The organism is Streptomyces sp. NPDC059455 (genome assembly GCF_042750115.1).
GTDB classification, from domain to species: domain Bacteria; phylum Actinomycetota; class Actinomycetes; order Streptomycetales; family Streptomycetaceae; genus Streptomyces; species Streptomyces endocoffeicus.
Window position 1 is genome coordinate 2,596 of the sequence record NZ_JBHYVB010000111.1, and the last position, 16,473, is coordinate 19,068.

The 16,473-nt window shown below is 69.4% G+C and carries 12 protein-coding genes and 1 pseudogene; 10 read left to right on the forward strand and 3 right to left on the reverse strand.

The features are described from left to right. A pseudogene (locus ACFXB5_RS32300) lies at positions 1 to 350 on the reverse strand (penicillin-binding protein); the annotation flags it as partial. A gap of 357 nt (positions 351 to 707) precedes the next feature. Here ACFXB5_RS32300 and ACFXB5_RS32305 point away from each other — a divergent pair. The 3 genes from ACFXB5_RS32305 to ACFXB5_RS32315 all read left to right on the forward strand — a co-directional run bounded on the left by ACFXB5_RS32305 (position 708) and on the right by ACFXB5_RS32315 (position 3,973). Further along, entirely contained in the window at positions 708 to 1,418 is a 711-nt protein-coding gene (locus tag ACFXB5_RS32305; RefSeq protein ID WP_385214494.1) for a helix-turn-helix transcriptional regulator, read from the forward strand. A gap of 49 nt (positions 1,419 to 1,467) precedes the next feature. Next, positions 1,468 to 2,550 carry an inositol-3-phosphate synthase gene (locus tag ACFXB5_RS32310; RefSeq protein ID WP_385214497.1) on the forward strand — a complete coding sequence of 361 codons (1,083 nt, stop codon included), beginning with the start codon at positions 1,468 to 1,470 and terminating at the stop codon, positions 2,548 to 2,550. 85 nt (positions 2,551 to 2,635) lie between these two features. Next, the gene (locus ACFXB5_RS32315; RefSeq protein WP_385214499.1) at positions 2,636 to 3,973 is read left to right on the forward strand and encodes an MFS transporter; all 1,338 of its coding nucleotides are present in this window, start codon (positions 2,636 to 2,638) and stop codon (positions 3,971 to 3,973) included. 6 nt (positions 3,974 to 3,979) lie between these two features. On the opposite strand, the gene ACFXB5_RS32320 is transcribed toward ACFXB5_RS32315, so the two are convergent. Further along, positions 3,980 to 5,470 carry a CCA tRNA nucleotidyltransferase gene (locus ACFXB5_RS32320; protein WP_385214502.1) on the reverse strand — a complete coding sequence of 497 codons (1,491 nt, stop codon included), beginning with the start codon at positions 5,468 to 5,470 and terminating at the stop codon, positions 3,980 to 3,982. 180 nt (positions 5,471 to 5,650) lie between these two features. On the opposite strand from ACFXB5_RS32320, the gene ACFXB5_RS32325 reads away from it, so the two are divergent. The 7 genes from ACFXB5_RS32325 to trxA all read left to right on the forward strand — a co-directional run bounded on the left by ACFXB5_RS32325 (position 5,651) and on the right by trxA (position 15,441). Next, a complete protein-coding gene (locus tag ACFXB5_RS32325; RefSeq protein ID WP_385214505.1) occupies positions 5,651 to 8,008 on the forward strand; it encodes a DUF6049 family protein in 2,358 nt (785 codons plus the stop codon). Positions 8,009 to 8,056: 48 nt separating this feature from the next. Beyond that, complete coding sequence (gene murJ, locus ACFXB5_RS32330) at positions 8,057 to 10,438, forward strand: murein biosynthesis integral membrane protein MurJ (protein WP_385214508.1); 2,382 nt, start codon at positions 8,057 to 8,059, stop codon at positions 10,436 to 10,438. Positions 10,439 to 10,548: 110 nt separating this feature from the next. Continuing rightward, positions 10,549 to 12,264, forward strand: a complete 1,716-nt coding sequence (locus tag ACFXB5_RS32335) for a protein kinase family protein (protein WP_385214511.1) — start codon at positions 10,549 to 10,551, stop codon at positions 12,262 to 12,264. Positions 12,265 to 12,300: 36 nt separating this feature from the next. After that, on the forward strand, positions 12,301 to 12,990 hold the full coding sequence (gene sigM, locus ACFXB5_RS32340) for an RNA polymerase sigma factor SigM (RefSeq protein ID WP_385214513.1): 690 nt from the start codon (positions 12,301 to 12,303) through the stop codon (positions 12,988 to 12,990). Then, positions 12,987 to 13,967, forward strand: coding sequence for a hypothetical protein (locus ACFXB5_RS32345; protein WP_385214516.1), 981 nt, complete (start codon positions 12,987 to 12,989; stop codon positions 13,965 to 13,967). Before sigM ends, ACFXB5_RS32345 begins: the two co-directional genes overlap by 4 nt. 151 nt (positions 13,968 to 14,118) lie before the next feature. After that, positions 14,119 to 15,069, forward strand: a complete 951-nt coding sequence (gene trxB / locus ACFXB5_RS32350; protein ID WP_385214519.1) for a thioredoxin-disulfide reductase — start codon at positions 14,119 to 14,121, stop codon at positions 15,067 to 15,069. 42 nt (positions 15,070 to 15,111) lie between these two features. Next, positions 15,112 to 15,441, forward strand: coding sequence for a thioredoxin (trxA, locus tag ACFXB5_RS32355; RefSeq protein ID WP_014061966.1), 330 nt, complete (start codon positions 15,112 to 15,114; stop codon positions 15,439 to 15,441). Between the two features lie 75 nt (positions 15,442 to 15,516). On the opposite strand, the gene ACFXB5_RS32360 is transcribed toward trxA, so the two are convergent. Continuing rightward, positions 15,517 to 16,134: a GNAT family N-acetyltransferase gene (locus tag ACFXB5_RS32360; RefSeq protein WP_037954609.1), complete on the reverse strand. Its 618-nt coding sequence runs from the start codon at positions 16,132 to 16,134 to the stop codon at positions 15,517 to 15,519. Between the last annotated feature and the right edge of the window lie 339 nt (positions 16,135 to 16,473).

Below are 16,473 nucleotides of genomic sequence, written 5' to 3' on the forward strand. Positions count from 1 at the left end.
CACCGCCCCCCGCGGGGTGTGGCTTTGATGCGATTCAACCCCGGAGGCCCACCGCCCCCCGGCCCCCGGCGGCCCCCGGCCCCCCGGGGGCCGCCTCCGCGACCGCCGGGACCCGCGCCGGCCGCACTCGGATCGGCTCCTCCTCTACGGCCACCACTGCGTTGGGCGGCACGGCGGGCCGCCGCGCGGCCACCGTAGGGGCGCTCTTCCCCCTGCGGGGTGGCGCCCGACCCGGCTGCGGCGTTGTGCGTCGGTGCTGCGCGGCGGCCGGACGACTGCTGTCCGGCTCGCCGGGCCGCTGCTCGTCCGCCGCCTTGGGGTTGCGGCGGCTTGCGACGGTGCTCGCTCATGGAACGACTTCTCCTCGGGCAGGCGCTATCGCCTGAAAGCGGCAGATGGCTTCCGGTCCCCCCAATGTGCGATCCGGTCGCACCAGGCAACCGGACGCACTGCATCCGGGACGAGGACGCATCGCGGCGTCACTTGGTTCCCATAGGTCTGCATGGCGAACAGAGTACGCACGGTCAAAACCCGCCCAGCCGCCACCTTCGCTCCATAACCGTCAGATTGAGTGTCTCGAATTGGTGATGTGACGGCGTTCACCGTGGTCCCTCTTGTCCCTTCCCGCGCACGGTTCTATCGTCTGGATGTATCGAGTCGATACATCAGCTCGACATAGCGGGCCCGAAGGAGAGGAGAGGCGGGGAATGAGCAGACGCTCAGGCGTCCTGGAGTTCGCCGTTCTCGGCCTGCTGCGCGAGTCACCGATGCACGGATACGAGCTGCGGAAGCGGCTCAACACCTCACTCGGGGTGTTCCGCGCGTTCAGCTACGGCAGCCTCTATCCCTGCCTCAAGACGCTGGTCGGCAACGGCTGGTTGATCGAGGAATCCGGCAGCGCCTCCCAGGACGCTCTCGCGGCGCCCCTCTCCGGCCGCCGGGCGAAGATCGTCTACCGGCTCACGGCGGCGGGGAAGGAGCGGTTCGAAGAGCTGCTCTCCCACACCGGGCCGGACGCCTGGGAGGACGAGCACTTCGGCGTCCGGTTCGCCTTCTTCGGCCAGACGTCACGAGACGTTCGGATGCGGGTGCTGGAGGGGCGGCGCAGCCGCCTGGAGGAGCGCCTGGACAAGATGCGCGCCGCCATGGCCCGTACCCGCGAGCGCCTGGACGACTACACCCTCGAGCTGCAGCGACATGGGATGGAGTCGGTGGAGCGCGAGGTGCGCTGGCTGAATGAGCTGATCGAGACCGAGCGGGCCGGGCGCGATCGGCGCGACGGCACCGCCGGGCAGGGCCGGACGACCGAGCGGGACGAGGACCGGCCGCCACAGCAGGACCAGTCAGAAGATGCGGACGGCCCGCCCCGGCACCGGGGTGGTTCCCGGCCGGATCCGTCCGATGACACCGCCAAGTGAGGCCCGGCATCCGCGGGGCCTCGTCCAGTACACACAGGGAGCAACCGGAATGGGTTCGGTTCGTGTAGCCATCGTCGGTGTGGGCAACTGCGCCGCCTCGCTGGTGCAGGGCGTCGAGTACTACAAGGACGCCGACCCGGACACCCGCGTGCCGGGTCTGATGCACGTGCAGTTCGGCGACTACCACGTGAAGGACGTGGAGTTCGTGGCCGCCTTCGACGTGGACGCGAAGAAGGTCGGTCTGGACCTCGCGGACGCCATCGGCGCCAGCGAGAACAACACCATCAAGATCTGCGACGTGCCGACGGCCGGTGTCACGGTCCAGCGCGGCCACACGCTCGACGGACTCGGCAAGTACTACCGCCAGACCATCGACGAGTCCGACGAGACCCCGGTCGACGTCGTCCAGGTCCTCAAGGACAAGCAGGTCGACGTTCTGGTCTGCTACCTCCCGGTCGGCTCCGATGACGCCGCCAAGTACTACGCCCAGTGCGCCATCGACGCGAAGGTCGCCTTCGTCAACGCGCTGCCGGTCTTCATCGCCGGCACCAAGGAGTGGGCGGACAAGTTCACCGAGGCCGGGGTGCCGATCGTCGGTGACGACATCAAGTCGCAGGTCGGCGCGACCATCACGCACCGCGTGATGGCCAAGCTGTTCGAGGACCGGGGCGTCATCCTGGACCGCACCATGCAGCTGAACGTCGGCGGCAACATGGACTTCAAGAACATGCTCGAGCGGGAGCGCCTGGAGTCCAAGAAGATCTCCAAGACCCAGGCCGTCACCTCCCAGATCCCCGACCGCGACCTGGGCGCCGACAACGTCCACATCGGCCCCTCGGACTACGTGGCCTGGCTGGACGACCGCAAGTGGGCCTATGTCCGTCTGGAGGGCCGCGCGTTCGGCGATGTCCCGCTGAACCTGGAGTACAAGCTCGAGGTGTGGGACTCCCCGAACTCCGCGGGTGTCATCATCGACGCGCTGCGCGCCGCGAAGATCGCCAAGGACCGCGGCATCGGCGGCCCGATCCTCTCGGCCTCCTCGTACTTCATGAAGTCGCCTCCGGTGCAGTACTTCGACAACGAGGCGCGGGAGAACGTGGAGATGTTCATCAGGGGCGAGGTCGAGCGCTGAGGCGCCATGCGCTGATTCCCGCCGCGTGATCACGGGCCTCCGGGTAATACCCCCGGAGGCCCGTGTGGTGTGTGAGGCTGACGCCATGCCTGTTGTGCGTGATCTCCGCGTACTGCTGCAACTGCGGGACTTCCGCCGCCTCCTGGCCATCCGGCTGCTGTCCCAGTCGGCCGACGGCGTCTACCAGGTGGCGCTCGCCACCTATGTGGTCTTCTCCCCGGAGAAGGAGACCTCCGCCGCGGCCATCGCCTCCGCCATGGCCGTCCTGCTGCTCCCCTATTCCCTGCTCGGCCCCTTCGCCGGGGTGCTGCTGGACCGCTGGCGCCGGCGGCAGGTGCTGCTCTACGGCAATCTGCTGCGCTCGGGACTGGCCGCCGGAACCGCCGCGCTGGTGCTGGGCCAGGTGCCGGAGTGGCTCTTCTATGTCTCGGCCCTGTCGGTGACGGCCGTCAACCGCTTTGTGCTGGCCGGCCTCTCGGCCGCCCTGCCCCGGGTCGTGGACAGCCAGGAGCGTCTGGTCATGGCCAACTCCCTCTCGCCCACCGCCGGAACGCTCGCCGCCACGGCCGGGGGGAGCCTCGCCTTCATCGTCCGGCTGTCGGGCCCCGGAGGCACCTCCTCGGACGCGCTGGTCGTCCTGGTGGGCGCCGCGCTCTATCTCATAGCCGGGCTCACGGCACTGCTGATGGCACCGGGTCTACTGGGGCCGGATCCCGCGGCCCTTCAGCCCCGCCTCTCCGCGGCCCTGATGAGCACCGCGCGGGGCCTGGTCGCGGGCGTACGCCATCTGCTGGAGCGCCGGGATCCCACCGTGGCGCTGACCGCGATGACGCTGATGCGCTTCTGCTACGGCGCGCTCACGGTGACGGTGCTGATGCTCTGCCGCTACGAATGGGCCGACACCGAGTCCCAGGGGCTCGCGCTCCTGGGGCTGGCCGTCGGTGTCTCGGGCGCGGGCTTCTTCGCGGCGGCCGTGATCACACCATGGGCGGTGGCCCGGCTCGGGGCCCGTTCGACCTCCCAGCCGGACGGCCGGCTCTCCTGGGTGATGGTGTGCGCGGGGAGCGCGGCCCTCCTGGAGCCGGGACTCGGACTGTCCTTCGAGCCCGCTCCCACGCTGGTCGCCGCGTTCGTCCTCGGGCTGGTCACCCAGGGCGCGAAGATCGCCACCGACACCGTGGTGCAGTCCGCCATCGCCGATGACTTCCGCGGGCGGATCTTCTCCCTCTACGACGTGCTGTTCAATGTCGCCTTCGTGGGAGCCGCGGCGGTCGCCGCGGTGATACTGCCACCGGACGGCAGATCGACCGCACTGCTGATCTGTGTGGCGCTGCTCTACGCGGCCACCGCGCTGCTGGTGAGGTTTCACGTGAAACATGACCGGCAGAGCGCCAAGCGGGTCGATGTTTCACGTGAAACGTGAGGGGGCTCAGTCCTCCGACTGAGCTTCCCACCACTCCTGAAGCGCGGAGATCGCGGCGTCCCTCTCCATCGGGCCGTGCTCCAGCCGCAGCTCCAGCAGATGCTTGTACGCCTTGCCGACCTGCGGCCCCGGAGGGATGCCGAGGATCTTCATGATCTCGTTGCCATCCAGATCCGGGCGGATCGCATCCAGTTCTTCCTGCTCCTGCAGCCGGGCGATCCGCTCCTCGAGGCCGTCGTACGCACGCGAGAGCGCCACCGCCTTCCGCCGGTTGCGTGTGGTGCAGTCCGAGCGGGTCAGCTTGTGCAGCCGGTCAAGCAGCGGCCCGGCGTCACGGACATAGCGGCGGACCGCGGAGTCGGTCCATTCCCCCGTGCCATAGCCATGGAAGCGCAGATGCAGCTCGACCAGGTGGGAGACATCCTTGATCAGCTCGTTGGAGTACTTGAGCCTCGTCATCCGGTACCTGGTGATCTTGGCCCCCACCACCTCGTGGTGGTGGAAGGAGACCCGGCCGTCCTTCTCGAAGCGGCGCGTCTTGGGCTTGCCGATGTCATGCAGCAGCGCGGCCAGCCGCAGCGTCAGATCGGGGCCCTCGGTCTCCAGGTCGATGGCCTGGTCCAGCACCGTCAGCGAGTGCTCGTAGACATCCTTGTGGCGGTGGTGCTCATCGCGCTCCAGGCGCAGCGCCGGAAGCTCCGGCAGAACGCGGTCGGCGAGCCCGGTCTCCACCAGCAGCCGCAGCCCCTTGCGGGGATGATCGGCCAGGATGAGCTTGTTGAGCTCATCACGCACCCGCTCCGCCGAGACGATGTCGATGCGCTCGGCCATCGCCGTCATCGCGGCGATCACCTCGGGAGCCACCTCGAAGTCCAGTTGCGCGGCGAAGCGCGCGGCACGCATCATCCGCAGCGGGTCGTCCGAGAAGGACTCCTCGGGCGTCCCCGGAGTGCGCAGCACCCGGGCGGCGAGGTCCTCCAGTCCGTGGTGCGGGTCGATGAACTCCTTCTGTGGAAGCGCCACCGCCATCGCGTTGACCGTGAAGTCCCGACGGACCAGGTCCTCCTCGATGGAGTCGCCGTAGGACACCTCGGGCTTCCGAGATGTCCGGTCATAGGCTTCTGACCGATAAGTCGTGATTTCGATCTGGAAGCTCTGATCCACCCCGTTTCCTGGGGACATGCCCTTTCTGCAGCCGACCGTACCGAAGGCGATGCCAACGTCCCAGACCGCGTCCGCCCAGGGCCGTACGATCTTCAGTACCTCGTCCGGCCGCGCGTCCGTCGTGAAATCCAGATCGTTACCGAGCCGGCCGAGCAGCGCGTCCCGTACCGAGCCGCCGACCAGGGCCAGGCGGAAACCGGCCTGCTGGAAACGACGGGCAAGATCGTCGGCAACGGGAGAGACCCGCAGGAGTTCGCCCACGGCGCGGCGCTGCACCTGGCTGAGCTCGTTGGTCGACTGCGGGGATCGGCTGTCATTGTTGGCGTTCGGCACAACAGAACAGGGTACGTGGCCGTGCGCCCCCGAGACTCCACCCCCGATGCGGCCACCACTGCGTAACGATCTTGTGGAGCCGTCCACAGCACTTCGTCACAGCGGGCATCGTTACCATTTCGTGGACGCACATTGCGACGACCACTGACGACCTACTGACGACAAGGGACGGGCGAGCGCGTGGCCGATGCGGCAGACCTCCGGGGGACAACTTCCGCTCGTGCCCGGCGATGGTTGCGGCGCACGGCGGCCCTGCTGGCCGCGGCGCCGATGCTCGCGGGCCTGACACAGATTCCGGCGGCACCCGCCGCCCACGCCGAGAGCAAGGCCACGGGCTCGCGATCGGTGGATGTCTCCATCACCTCACTGACCCCCACCGCGCCGGAGAAGAGCGACACCCTCACCGTCAGTGGCACCGTCACCAACGACACCAAGGGCACGGTCTCGGGGGCGCGGGTGGGCCTCCGCGTCGGCCCGACCATGAGCGGCCGCAGCGCGATCGACACCACGGCCCACCGCACCGGCTATACGGAGGGGCTCGACGGCACCGAGATCGACGGCAAATACGCCAAGAAGATCGGCAAGCTGGCGGCCGGCTCCAGCCGTGACTTCTCCCTCTCCATACCGGTGGATCAGCTGCACCTGGGGGAGAACGGGGTCTATCAGCTCGGCGTCTCGCTCACCGGCGGCACCTCCGCTCAGCCCTGGCCGCAGGTGCTGGGCATCGAGCGGACCTTTCTGCCCTGGCAGTCGGGCCCGTCCCAGAAGAAGTCCCAGCTCACCTATCTGTGGCCGCTGATCTCCGCCACCCATGTGACCGCCCGCACGGACAACGACGAGGACCGCACCCCGATCTTCCGGGACGACCGCCTGGCCAAGGAGCTGGCCCCGGGCGGCCGGCTGCAGCAGATGGTCGCCCTGGGGAAGAATCTCCCCATCACCTGGGTGATCGACCCCGACCTGCTCGCCACGGTCGACGCGATGACCAAGAAGTACGAGGTCCAGAACCCCTCGGGCAACGGCACCAGGGCGGGCCGCGGCCAGACCGTCGCCAAGCAGTGGCTGGACTCCCTCCAGAAGGCCGTGGACGGCAAGCAGGTCGTCGCGCTGCCGTTCGCCGACCCCGACCTCGCCTCGCTCGCCCACCGCGGTAAGAACGTCACCGGCGCCCTCAGCCACCTCCAGGGCGCCACCGAGCTCGCCTCGACGACCGTGGAGACCATCCTCGGAGTGCGGCCGCGCACGGACTTCGCCTGGCCCGTCGAGGGCGCGGTCGACTCCTCGATCGTGGACGTCGCCACCTCCGCGGGCGCCCACAACGTGATCGCCCGCAGCGACAGCCTGCGCGAGACCGGCGGACTCTCCTACACCCCCACCGCGGCCCGCCAGATCGGCGGCGGCAATACGGCGGTGGTCGCCGACGCACGGCTGTCGACGGCCTTCACCGGCGACATGTCCAAGGCGGAGAACTCCACCCTCGCCATCCAGCGGTTCCTGGCCCAGAGCCAGATGATCAACCTGCAGGCGCCGGACAGGCAGCGCAACATCGTGGTCGCCCCCCAGCGGACGCCCACCACGAGTCAGGCGCAGGCCATGGCGGCGGCCATGGAGGGCCTCTCCGGGCAGTGGACGCAGCCGCTGAGCCTGGGGCAGGCCGCGAAGGCCAAGCCCGACCCGAGCGCCACCCAGCGGGTGCCGAGCACCCGCTCCTACCCCCGGTCGCTGCGCGCGCGGGAACTGCCCACCGAGGCGTTCGACCGGATCCAGGAGACCCAGAAGACCCTGGACAATTTCGAGCCGATCCTGACCGCCAAATACCGGGTGGTCACCCCCTTCGGGAACGCGATCAGGCGCGAGATGTCGACCTCGTGGCGCAGCGAGGCGCAGAACGCGACCGGCTTCCGGCACGACGTGCAGACCTATCTCTCCGGGCTTACCAGGAAGGTGCGCCTGGTCCCGAAGACGGACATGACCCTCTCCGGGCGCAGCGCGACCGTCCCGGTGACCGTCCAGAACAACCTGGTGCAGAGCGTCGAGCTGCGGCTCGTCCTGCGCTCCCAGCAGGGCAACCGGCTGGCGGTCAGCGACCCTCAGCTCGTCAATGTGGAGGGCGGCCACAGCCAGTCCGTGAAGTTCGGGACCACGGCCAACGCGAACGGCCCGGTGTGGGTCTCGGCGCAGCTCTACACCCCGGACGGCCAGCCGTACGGCAAAGAGATGATGTTCGAGGTGAATGTCACCGAAATCACGTCGACCGTGATTCTCGTGATCGCCGGCGGTGTGCTGCTGCTGGTCCTCGCCGGTGTCCGGATCTATGTCCAGCGCAAGCGCGCGGCCGCCAGGAGCGGTGAGGACGGCGGGGACGGGGAAGACGCCGAGGAGGCGCACGGGCAGGATGAGGACGACAGCGAGGCCCCGGAGACCGACCGGTGTGACCCCGCACACGCTCTCGTGCCCGAGCAGCCGAGTGACCCGGCACCGGACACCGGATCGCAAAGCGCTGGCCCGTCCGGCTCGGGTGAGAAAGTGGACCATTGAGCAATGCCGGGGCCGGTGGGCCGCAGTGGACGATGAGGTGGGGTAGCGATGAACGCGCCGTATGACGGTGATGGCCGAGTGCCACCGCCGCCACAGCCGTCCCCTCACGGCCCCCACGACCCTTACGGACAGGAACCGCACCAGCGGGATCCGTATCTGGGCGACGCCCCCCAGGCGCCCCCGGCCGATCCGCGTCAGTCGTACGGCCAGCAGTACTACGCACCGGATCCGTATCTGGACGACTCGTACTCGACGGGCAGCTTCACGCCCTACCCGTATCCGACGCAGGATCGGTACGCCCACGATCCGCTGACGGACCCCCTGTACGACCGGCACTCCGCCCACGCACCGCAGCAGGACGGCTACCAGCAGCAGTACTACCAGCAGCCCCCCACACCACAGGGCCCCGACCCGCGCGCCTGGTCCCCCGAGGCCGCCGCCGGCCAGCAGGGCGCCGCACAGCAGCCGTACACCGCCGATCAGACGGGCCAGGGCTATCCGGGGGGCGGCGACGGTTACAGGGCGGGGGAGCAGCCGCAGCGGGACGCCTTCGCGCACCTCTATCGCGATCAGCAGCAGCCCTATGAGCCCCGGCCCGGCCAGGGCCAGGGCTATCCACAGGGCCCGGAGAACTACCCGCAGGGCCAGGCGCCCGGTCAGGGGCAGGCGCCGTTCCCCGGACCGCCCAGATCGGAGTCCGCCGGCGCGGCGGCCGCCGCCCCCACGGTGGCCGCCCCGGTGGTGACCGCCCCCGCGACCGAACCCGAGCCGCAGAAGCCCTCAGCGGGCAAGGGCCGCGCGTCCAGCGTGCTCCAGTCCAGCGCGCTGATGGCCGCGGGCACCCTGGTCTCCCGGCTCACCGGCTTCGTCCGGCAGATGGTGGTCCTCGCGGGCCTGGGCGCGGCCACCCTCGGCTCCACCTACGCCCTCGCCTACACCCTGCCGACGATGGTCTACATCCTCACCATCGGCGGCGGTCTGAACTCCGTCTTCGTCCCGCAGCTCGTGCGCGCGATGAAGGAGGACGACGACGGCGGCGAGGCTTTCGCCAACCGGCTGCTCACCCTGGTGATGGTGGTGCTCGGCCTCCTGGTCGCGGTGACCGTGCTCGCCGCGCCGGTGCTGATCCGCGCGATGTCGCCGACCATCGCGAACAACCCCGCCGACAACGAGGTCGCGGTCACCTTCGCCCGCTACTGCCTTCCCACCATCTTCTTCATGGGCATTCACGTGGTGGTCGGCCAAATCCTCAACGCCCGGGGCCGGTTCGGGGCGATGATGTGGACTCCCGTCCTGAACAACATCGTCATAATCTTCACCTTCGGCCTGTTCATCTGGGTGTTCGGCACCGCCGGCAGCTCCAAGATGGACACCACGACCATCACCGCCGAGGGCATCCGGCTGCTGGGCATGGGCACCCTGCTGGGGCTCGTGGTCCAGTCCCTGGCGATGTTCCCCTACCTGCGTGCCACCGGCTTCCGCTTCCGGCCGCGCTTCGACTGGCGCGGCCACGGCCTCGGCAAGGCCGCCAAACTGGCCAAGTGGACGGTCCTGTTCGTCCTCGCCAACCAGGCGGGCGTGCTGGTCGTGACCCAGCTGTCCACCGCGGCCGGAGCCGAGGCCGAGAACCAGAACGCGCCGGGCATGAGCTTCGTCGGCTACTCCAGCGCCCAGCTCATCTGGGGCATGCCGCAGGCGATCATCACCGTCTCCGTCATGGCCTCGCTGCTGCCCCGGATCTCCCGGGCGGCCCACGACGGGGACGCCGGAGCGGTCCGCGACGACATCTCGCAGGGCCTGCGCACCTCCGCGGTCGCCATCGTCCCGCTCGCCTTCGGCTTCATCGCCCTGGGCATCCCCATGTGCACGCTGCTGTTCGGCGCCTCCGGCACCGACGCGGCCGTCTCCATGGGCTACATCCTCATGGCGTTCAGCCTGGGTCTGATCCCCTTCTCCGTGCAGTACGTCGTCCTCCGCGGCTTCTACGCCTACGAGGACACCCGCACCCCCTTCTACAACACGGTGATCATCGCCGCCGTCAACGCCGCCGGATCCGGGCTCGCCTATCTCCTGCTCCCCGCCCGCTGGGCCGTCGCCGGTATGGCGGCCGCCTACGGCCTGGCCTACGCCATCGGCGTGGGTGTGGCCTGGAAGCGGCTGCGCAACCGGCTGGGCGGCGATCTGGACGGCCCCCGCGTCGTGCGCACCTACACCCGCCTCGTCGGCGCCAGCGTCCCCGCCGCCCTCCTGGGCGGTGGCTCGGCCTACACCATCATGCAGACCCTCGGAATGGGCGTCGTCGGCTCCGTAGCGGCTTTGCTGGGCGGCGGTCTCGTTCTTATCGCGGTCTTCTACATTGCTGCGAAACGGATGCGCGTTGATGAGCTGACGGCCATGGTCGGTATGGTGCGCGGACGACTCGGACGCTGATCATTGAGCACAACCATCGTCCGCCACCGTGTGTCGTGCATAGCGGCGGACTGTGGGCACAATTGTCTTGGCTCGGAGTAGGCGCAACGGATGGGGAGGCAGGAACGACGGTGGCGGAACGGAGCACGGCTGCCGTCGACGTGGCCGACAGCGGTGGAGAGGAGCCGCTGACCGCCGAGGCGGGTAAGGCCACGGCCGACGGGGCGGGGACGAAACAGAAGGTCGGCGAGGGGACAGAGGCCGCGGTCACCGACGATACGGGCGCCGCGGCCGAAGCGAACCCCCTCGAACTGCACAGCGGTCACAAGCTGGCCAGACGCTACCGTCTGGAGGAGTGCGTCACCCGTCTGGACGGATTCAGCAGTTGGCGTGCTGTGGACGAGAAACTGCGGCGTGCCGTCGGGGTGCACATCGTGCCCGCGGACCATCCGCGCGCCAGGTCGGTGCTGGCCGCCGCCCGTTCCGCGGCTCTGCTGGGCGATCCCCGCTTCGTCCAGGTCCTCGACGCCGTCGAGGAGAACGATCTTGTCTATGTCGTCCATGAGTGGCTTCCCGACGCCACCGAGCTCACCGCCGTGCTGGCCGCCGGGCCGCTCGAGCCGCACGACGCGTACCAACTGGTCAGCCAGGTCTCCCAGGCCATGGCCGCCGCCCACCGCGAGGGCTTGGCCCATCTGCGGCTGAACCCCGGCTCCGTGCTGCGCACCGAGTCCGGTCAGTACCGCATCCGCGGACTGGCCGTCATGGCCGCCCTGCGTGGTATCAGCGTCGACCATCCCCAGCGCACCGACACCGAGGCGATCGGCGCGCTGCTGTACGCGGCGCTCACTCAGCGCTGGCCGTACGAGGCCGACGCCTACGGCCTCTCCGGGCTGCCCAAGGGCGTGGGCCTGATCGCCCCCGACCAGGTCCGTGCCGGAGTGCACCGCGGTCTGTCCGAGCTCGCGATGCGCGCGCTCGTCAACGACGGGGCCACCGCCTCCCGTCAGGACCAGCCCTGCACCACCCCCGAGGAGCTGGCCAAGGCCGTCGCGGCGATGCCGCGCATCCGGCCGCCGGAGCCCGCCTTCACCCCGTCCCAGGCGTACCAGCGCACGACGTACCAACAGGGTGTGTACGGCCAGCAGCCGAACCGCGGCGGCACCCCTCACACGGCCCGTCCGGCCGCTCCCGTACCGCCTCCGCCGCCGCTGCAGAGCCGCACGGGCAAGGCCCTCAAGTGGACCGTCTCGGCCCTTCTGATCGCCGCTCTCGGCCTCGGCAGCTGGCAGCTCGCGGACACCCTCCTCAAGGAGGAGAACAAGTCCAGCCCGGGCAAGTCCACCGGTGAGAAGGACGACGGCAATGGCCTGAAGCCCGTGGGCAAGCCGCTCAGCATCGAGAGCGCCACGGAGTTCTCGCCGCTGGACGCGCCCTTCGCCCCGGACAAGGTCAATGGCGCCGTCGACGGCGATACGGACACCGCCTGGGTGACCAAGGAGTTCTACAACTACCCGAACTTCGGTAACCTGCCCGGGCGCAAGCAGGGCAGCGGCATCATCGTCGACCTCGGCAGCGCCAAAAGCGTCTCGAGCCTCGACATCGACTTCTACAGCGCCGGCCAGAAGGTGGAAGTCCTCGCCGCCGACCCCTCGGCATCCGACCCCACCTCACTCAGCGCCTTCTCCAAGCACCTCACCGATCTGAAGAGCGTCGGGAAGAAGCTGTCCACCGTTCTCGACGAGCCGGTACGGACGCGATACGTCCTGGTCCACATCACGGAGCTTCCGACCAGCACCCCCGATCGCTACCGTGGCGGCATCTCGGAGATCAAGGTCAAGGGCTGACCCTCTACGGTCGGCCGAGAGGGGAGGGGCTCAACGTTGAACGACGCCACCATCGGCGGAGCGAGCGACGGCGAGCTCCTCGCCCGGCACGTCGACGGCGACCCGGACGCCTTCAGCGAAATAGTGCGGCGCCACCGCGACAGACTCTGGGCGGTGGCGCTGCGCACCCTCGGCGACCGTGAGGAAGCGGCCGACGCCGTCCAGGACGCGCTCGTCTCCGCCTACCGCGCCGCCCACACCTTCCGGGGCCAGTCGGCCGTGACCACCTGGCTGCACCGCATCACGGTCAACGCCTGTCTGGACCGGGCCCGCAAGGCCGCCTCCCGTCGCACCTCCCCCGTCGACGACACCGAGCGGCTCGAGCAACTCCTGGAACCCCATGAGTCGGCAGCCGCCCCCGCCGAACGGCGTGATCTCCACCGCGAACTCCTCCAGGCGCTGCGCACCCTCCCTCCCGAACAGCGCGCGGCCCTGGTGCTGGTCGATATGCAGGGCTACCCCGTCGCGGAGGCGGCGAAGGTCCTGGACGTACCCACCGGCACCGTGAAGAGCCGCTGCGCCCGGGGCCGCGCACGACTGCTGCCCCTCCTCTCACATCTCCACCCCAGTGGGAGGGGTAGCTCACCCTCGAGCATGGGAAGGAACCGGACGCAGGGGACGTCCGTCCCACCGACGGCAGGACCGAACGACACAGATGCCGTGAAGGGCGGAGGTGGGCGAGCGTGACATCCTCGACGGACACGGAAGAGCACCCTGAAGTCGCGGAGATCTCCGCACTCACCGAGGGTCTGCTCTCTCCGTCCCGCGCCGTCGATGTGCGCACTCACCTCTCGAGTTGCGTGCTATGTGCGGACGTATGGGAGTCCCTGGACGAGATCCGCTCCCTGCTGGGAACCCTCCCGGGGCCGGTACGGATGCCCGCCGATGTCGCGGGCCGCATCGACGCGGCGCTGGCCGCCGAAGCGCTTCTCGACGCGACCGCCCCCGAGCGCGTGGCCGATGTTTCACGTGAAACCCCGGATCCGGACGCCGCGCCCACGCCTGTTTCACGTGAAACGGCCGATGACGCCTCCAGCGACCCCGACTCAGACACCGTGGAGCCCACAGTCAAGCCGTCCATCACGACGGACCGGCCCGCCGGGCGCCCGCGTGGGGCCACCGGACCTGGACGGGGAACCACCGGACCCGGCACCCGCCCCGGCCGCTCCCGCCGCTGGCGCAAGGCCGTCCTCGGCGGCGCATGCGCCGCCGCGGTGATCGGCATCGGATCCTTCTTCCTCCAGAGCGGCTCCTCCGGCGATCACGGCGACAGCGACCCCCAGGCGCACGCCAGCCAGAGCTCCACCGGGAACTCCACCCTCTCCTCGGGCACGCTGAAGGACCGCGTGCACGAACTGCTCGCCGACCGGAAGTCCACCGCGTCGAACGGCGTCACCGGGCAGGGCAACTCGCCCGATGTGCCGCTGCGCGCCGACGACGACCCTGAGGTGCCCTCCTGCGTACAGAGCGGCACCGGCCGCAAGGAGCCGGCCCTCGCGGCGCAGCAGGACACCTACGACGGCCAGAGCGCCTATATCGTCGTCCTCCCGCACCCCTCCGACAGCTCACGCGTCGATGCCTTCGTGATCGACGCGTCCTGCGTCTCCGCCTCCCCGACGACTCCCGGGGAGCTCCTGGTCACCCGGACCTACCCGCGGCGCTGAGGCACACCGCACACCGGAGCCCTGCCTGACAGCGCTCGGGAATGCCTGACCCGTAGGATCCGTTGGGTGGGATGGCAGCGGAATTCCGGGGGACCCGGAGCCGCCCGCCCAGTCAGCAGTCCGGCAGTCGGCAGAGACAAGGAAGACATCCGTGAGCGACGTCCGCAACGTGATCATCATCGGTTCCGGGCCCGCGGGCTATACGGCCGCGCTCTACACCGCCCGTGCTTCCCTGAAGCCGCTGGTCTTCGAAGGCTCCGTGACCGCGGGTGGCGCCCTGATGAACACCACCGATGTGGAGAACTTCCCGGGCTTCCGGGACGGGATCATGGGCCCCGACCTGATGGACAACATGCGGGCCCAGGCCGAGCGCTTCGGCGCCGAGCTCGTTCCGGACGATGTGACCGCGGTCGACCTCAGTGAGCAGATCAAGACCGTCACCGACTCCGCCGGTACGGTCCACCGGGCCAAGACCGTCATCGTGACCACCGGCTCTCAGCACCGCAAGCTGGGGCTGCCGCGCGAGGACGAGCTGTCCGGCCGCGGTGTCTCCTGGTGTGCCACCTGTGACGGGTTCTTCTTCAAGGACCAGGACATCGCCGTCATCGGCGGCGGCGACACGGCCCTGGAGGAGGCGACCTTCCTGTCGCGGTTCGCCAAGTCGGTCACGGTGGTCCACCGCCGGGACAGCCTGCGCGCCAGCAAGGCGATGCAGGAGCGGGCCTTCGCCGACCCGAAGATCTCGTTCATCTGGGACAGCGTGGTCGAGGAGATCCACGGCGACGGCAAGCTCTCCGGTCTCACGATCCGCGACGTCAAGAAGGACGAGACCTCCGAGCTGCCGGTCACCGGACTGTTCATCGCGATCGGTCACGACCCGCGCACCGAGCTGTTCAAGGGCCAGCTGGGCCTGGACGACGACGGGTATCTGAAGGTGGAGGCGCCCACCACCCGGACCAACCTGTCCGGTGTCTTCGCCGCCGGCGATGTCGTGGACCACACCTACCGTCAGGCGATCACCGCGGCCGGCACCGGTTGCTCGGCGGCACTGGACGCCGAGCGGTACCTCGCCTCGCTGGGCCAGGGCGACGCCACCGTCTGACTCCGATTCCCACCTCTGCACCAACTCACTAAGGAGATTGCCATGGCCGGTGCCACGGTCACCGTGACGGACGCCGACTTCGAGGAGAAGGTCCTCAAGAGCGACAAGCCGGTACTCGTCGACTTCTGGGCCGCCTGGTGCGGTCCGTGCCGCCAGATCGCCCCCTCCCTGGAGGCCATCGCGGCCGAGCACCCCGACAAGATCGTCATCGCCAAGCTCAACATCGACGAGAACCCGGCGACGGCCGCCAAGTACGGCGTGATGTCCATCCCGACGCTCAACGTCTACCAGGGCGGCGAGGTCGCCAAGACCATCGTCGGCGCCAAGCCCAAGGCCGCCATCGAGCGCGACCTGGCCGACTTCATCGGCTGAGCACACCACGCGTCGCCCTCATACACGAAGGGGCTGCCCATCGGGGCAGCCCCTTCGTGTTTCACGTGGAACCCGCTACAGCGGCCGAAGCGCCGGCTCCTTCTGGACGGCGCCGAGCAGCCGGTCCAGCGCCAGCTCGACATCCTCCTTCCAGGAGATCGTCGTCCTCAGCTCCAGCCTCAGCCGGGGGTAGCGCGGATGCGGCCGTACGGTCTTGAAGCCCACGGCCAGCAGATGATCGGCGGGCAGCACACACGCCGGTTCCTTCCAGGTGGCGTCCCCGAACGCCTCCACCGCCTTGAAGCCCCGGCGGATCAGATCCTTGGCGACGGTCTGCACCATCACCCGGCCCAGCCCCTGTCCCTGGTATCCGGGCATCAGCCACGCCGTCATCAGCTGCACGGCATCCGCCGCGACCGGACTGGTCGGGAAGGCCGTGGAGCGCGGCACATACGCCGGAGGCGCGTACAGCACAAAGCCCACCGGGACCTCATCGACATAGACCACCCGGCCGCAGGATCCCCACTCCAGCAGCACGGCGGAGATCCATGCCTCTTTCTCCAGCTCCGGCCGGCCAGCCCTTACGGCTGCTTCGCCGCTGACCGGATCGAGCTCCCAGAAGACACAGGCGCGGCAGCGCTTGGGGATGTCCGGGAGGTTGTCCAGCGTGAGCGGTACGAGCCGACGCCCCATGAAGCCAGTCCTTCACTTCCGTGGCCAGCCGCGCCACGGGCGGCTGACAGCGCACTACGCTCCCTGAGCAGACTGCCGACGAAACCGCCGACAGCTCCCAGGCCCAATCCTGTGGCCAACAGTCCGGTGCGGCTCACCGATCGCATGGCCCTGCCCTCCACATGCGGCGCCTCCACATGGATCCGCCCTACCTGACCGCATCGTATCCGTGCCGAGATTGCACCGATACCGCCCTTGGGCAAACAGCGGGGGGGGGGGGGGGGGGGCGGCGGCCTGCGCCCCCCCCCGCCCGCCCCGGCCCGGCCCCGCCGGGAGGCGAGCGCGGGCGCCGGCGCGCGC

Coding starts and splice junctions, on each gene's coding strand:
- ACFXB5_RS32305 (WP_385214494.1), top strand. CDS start 708: ATGAGCAGACGCTCAGGCGTCCTGGAGTTCGCCGTTCTCGGCCTGCTG.
- ACFXB5_RS32310 (WP_385214497.1), top strand. CDS start 1,468: ATGGGTTCGGTTCGTGTAGCCATCGTCGGTGTGGGCAACTGCGCCGCC.
- ACFXB5_RS32315 (WP_385214499.1), top strand. CDS start 2,636: ATGCCTGTTGTGCGTGATCTCCGCGTACTGCTGCAACTGCGGGACTTC.
- murJ (WP_385214508.1), top strand. CDS start 8,057: ATGAACGCGCCGTATGACGGTGATGGCCGAGTGCCACCGCCGCCACAG.
- trxA (WP_014061966.1), top strand. CDS start 15,112: ATGGCCGGTGCCACGGTCACCGTGACGGACGCCGACTTCGAGGAGAAG.
- ACFXB5_RS32360 (WP_037954609.1), bottom strand. CDS start 16,134: ATGGGGCGTCGGCTCGTACCGCTCACGCTGGACAACCTCCCGGACATC.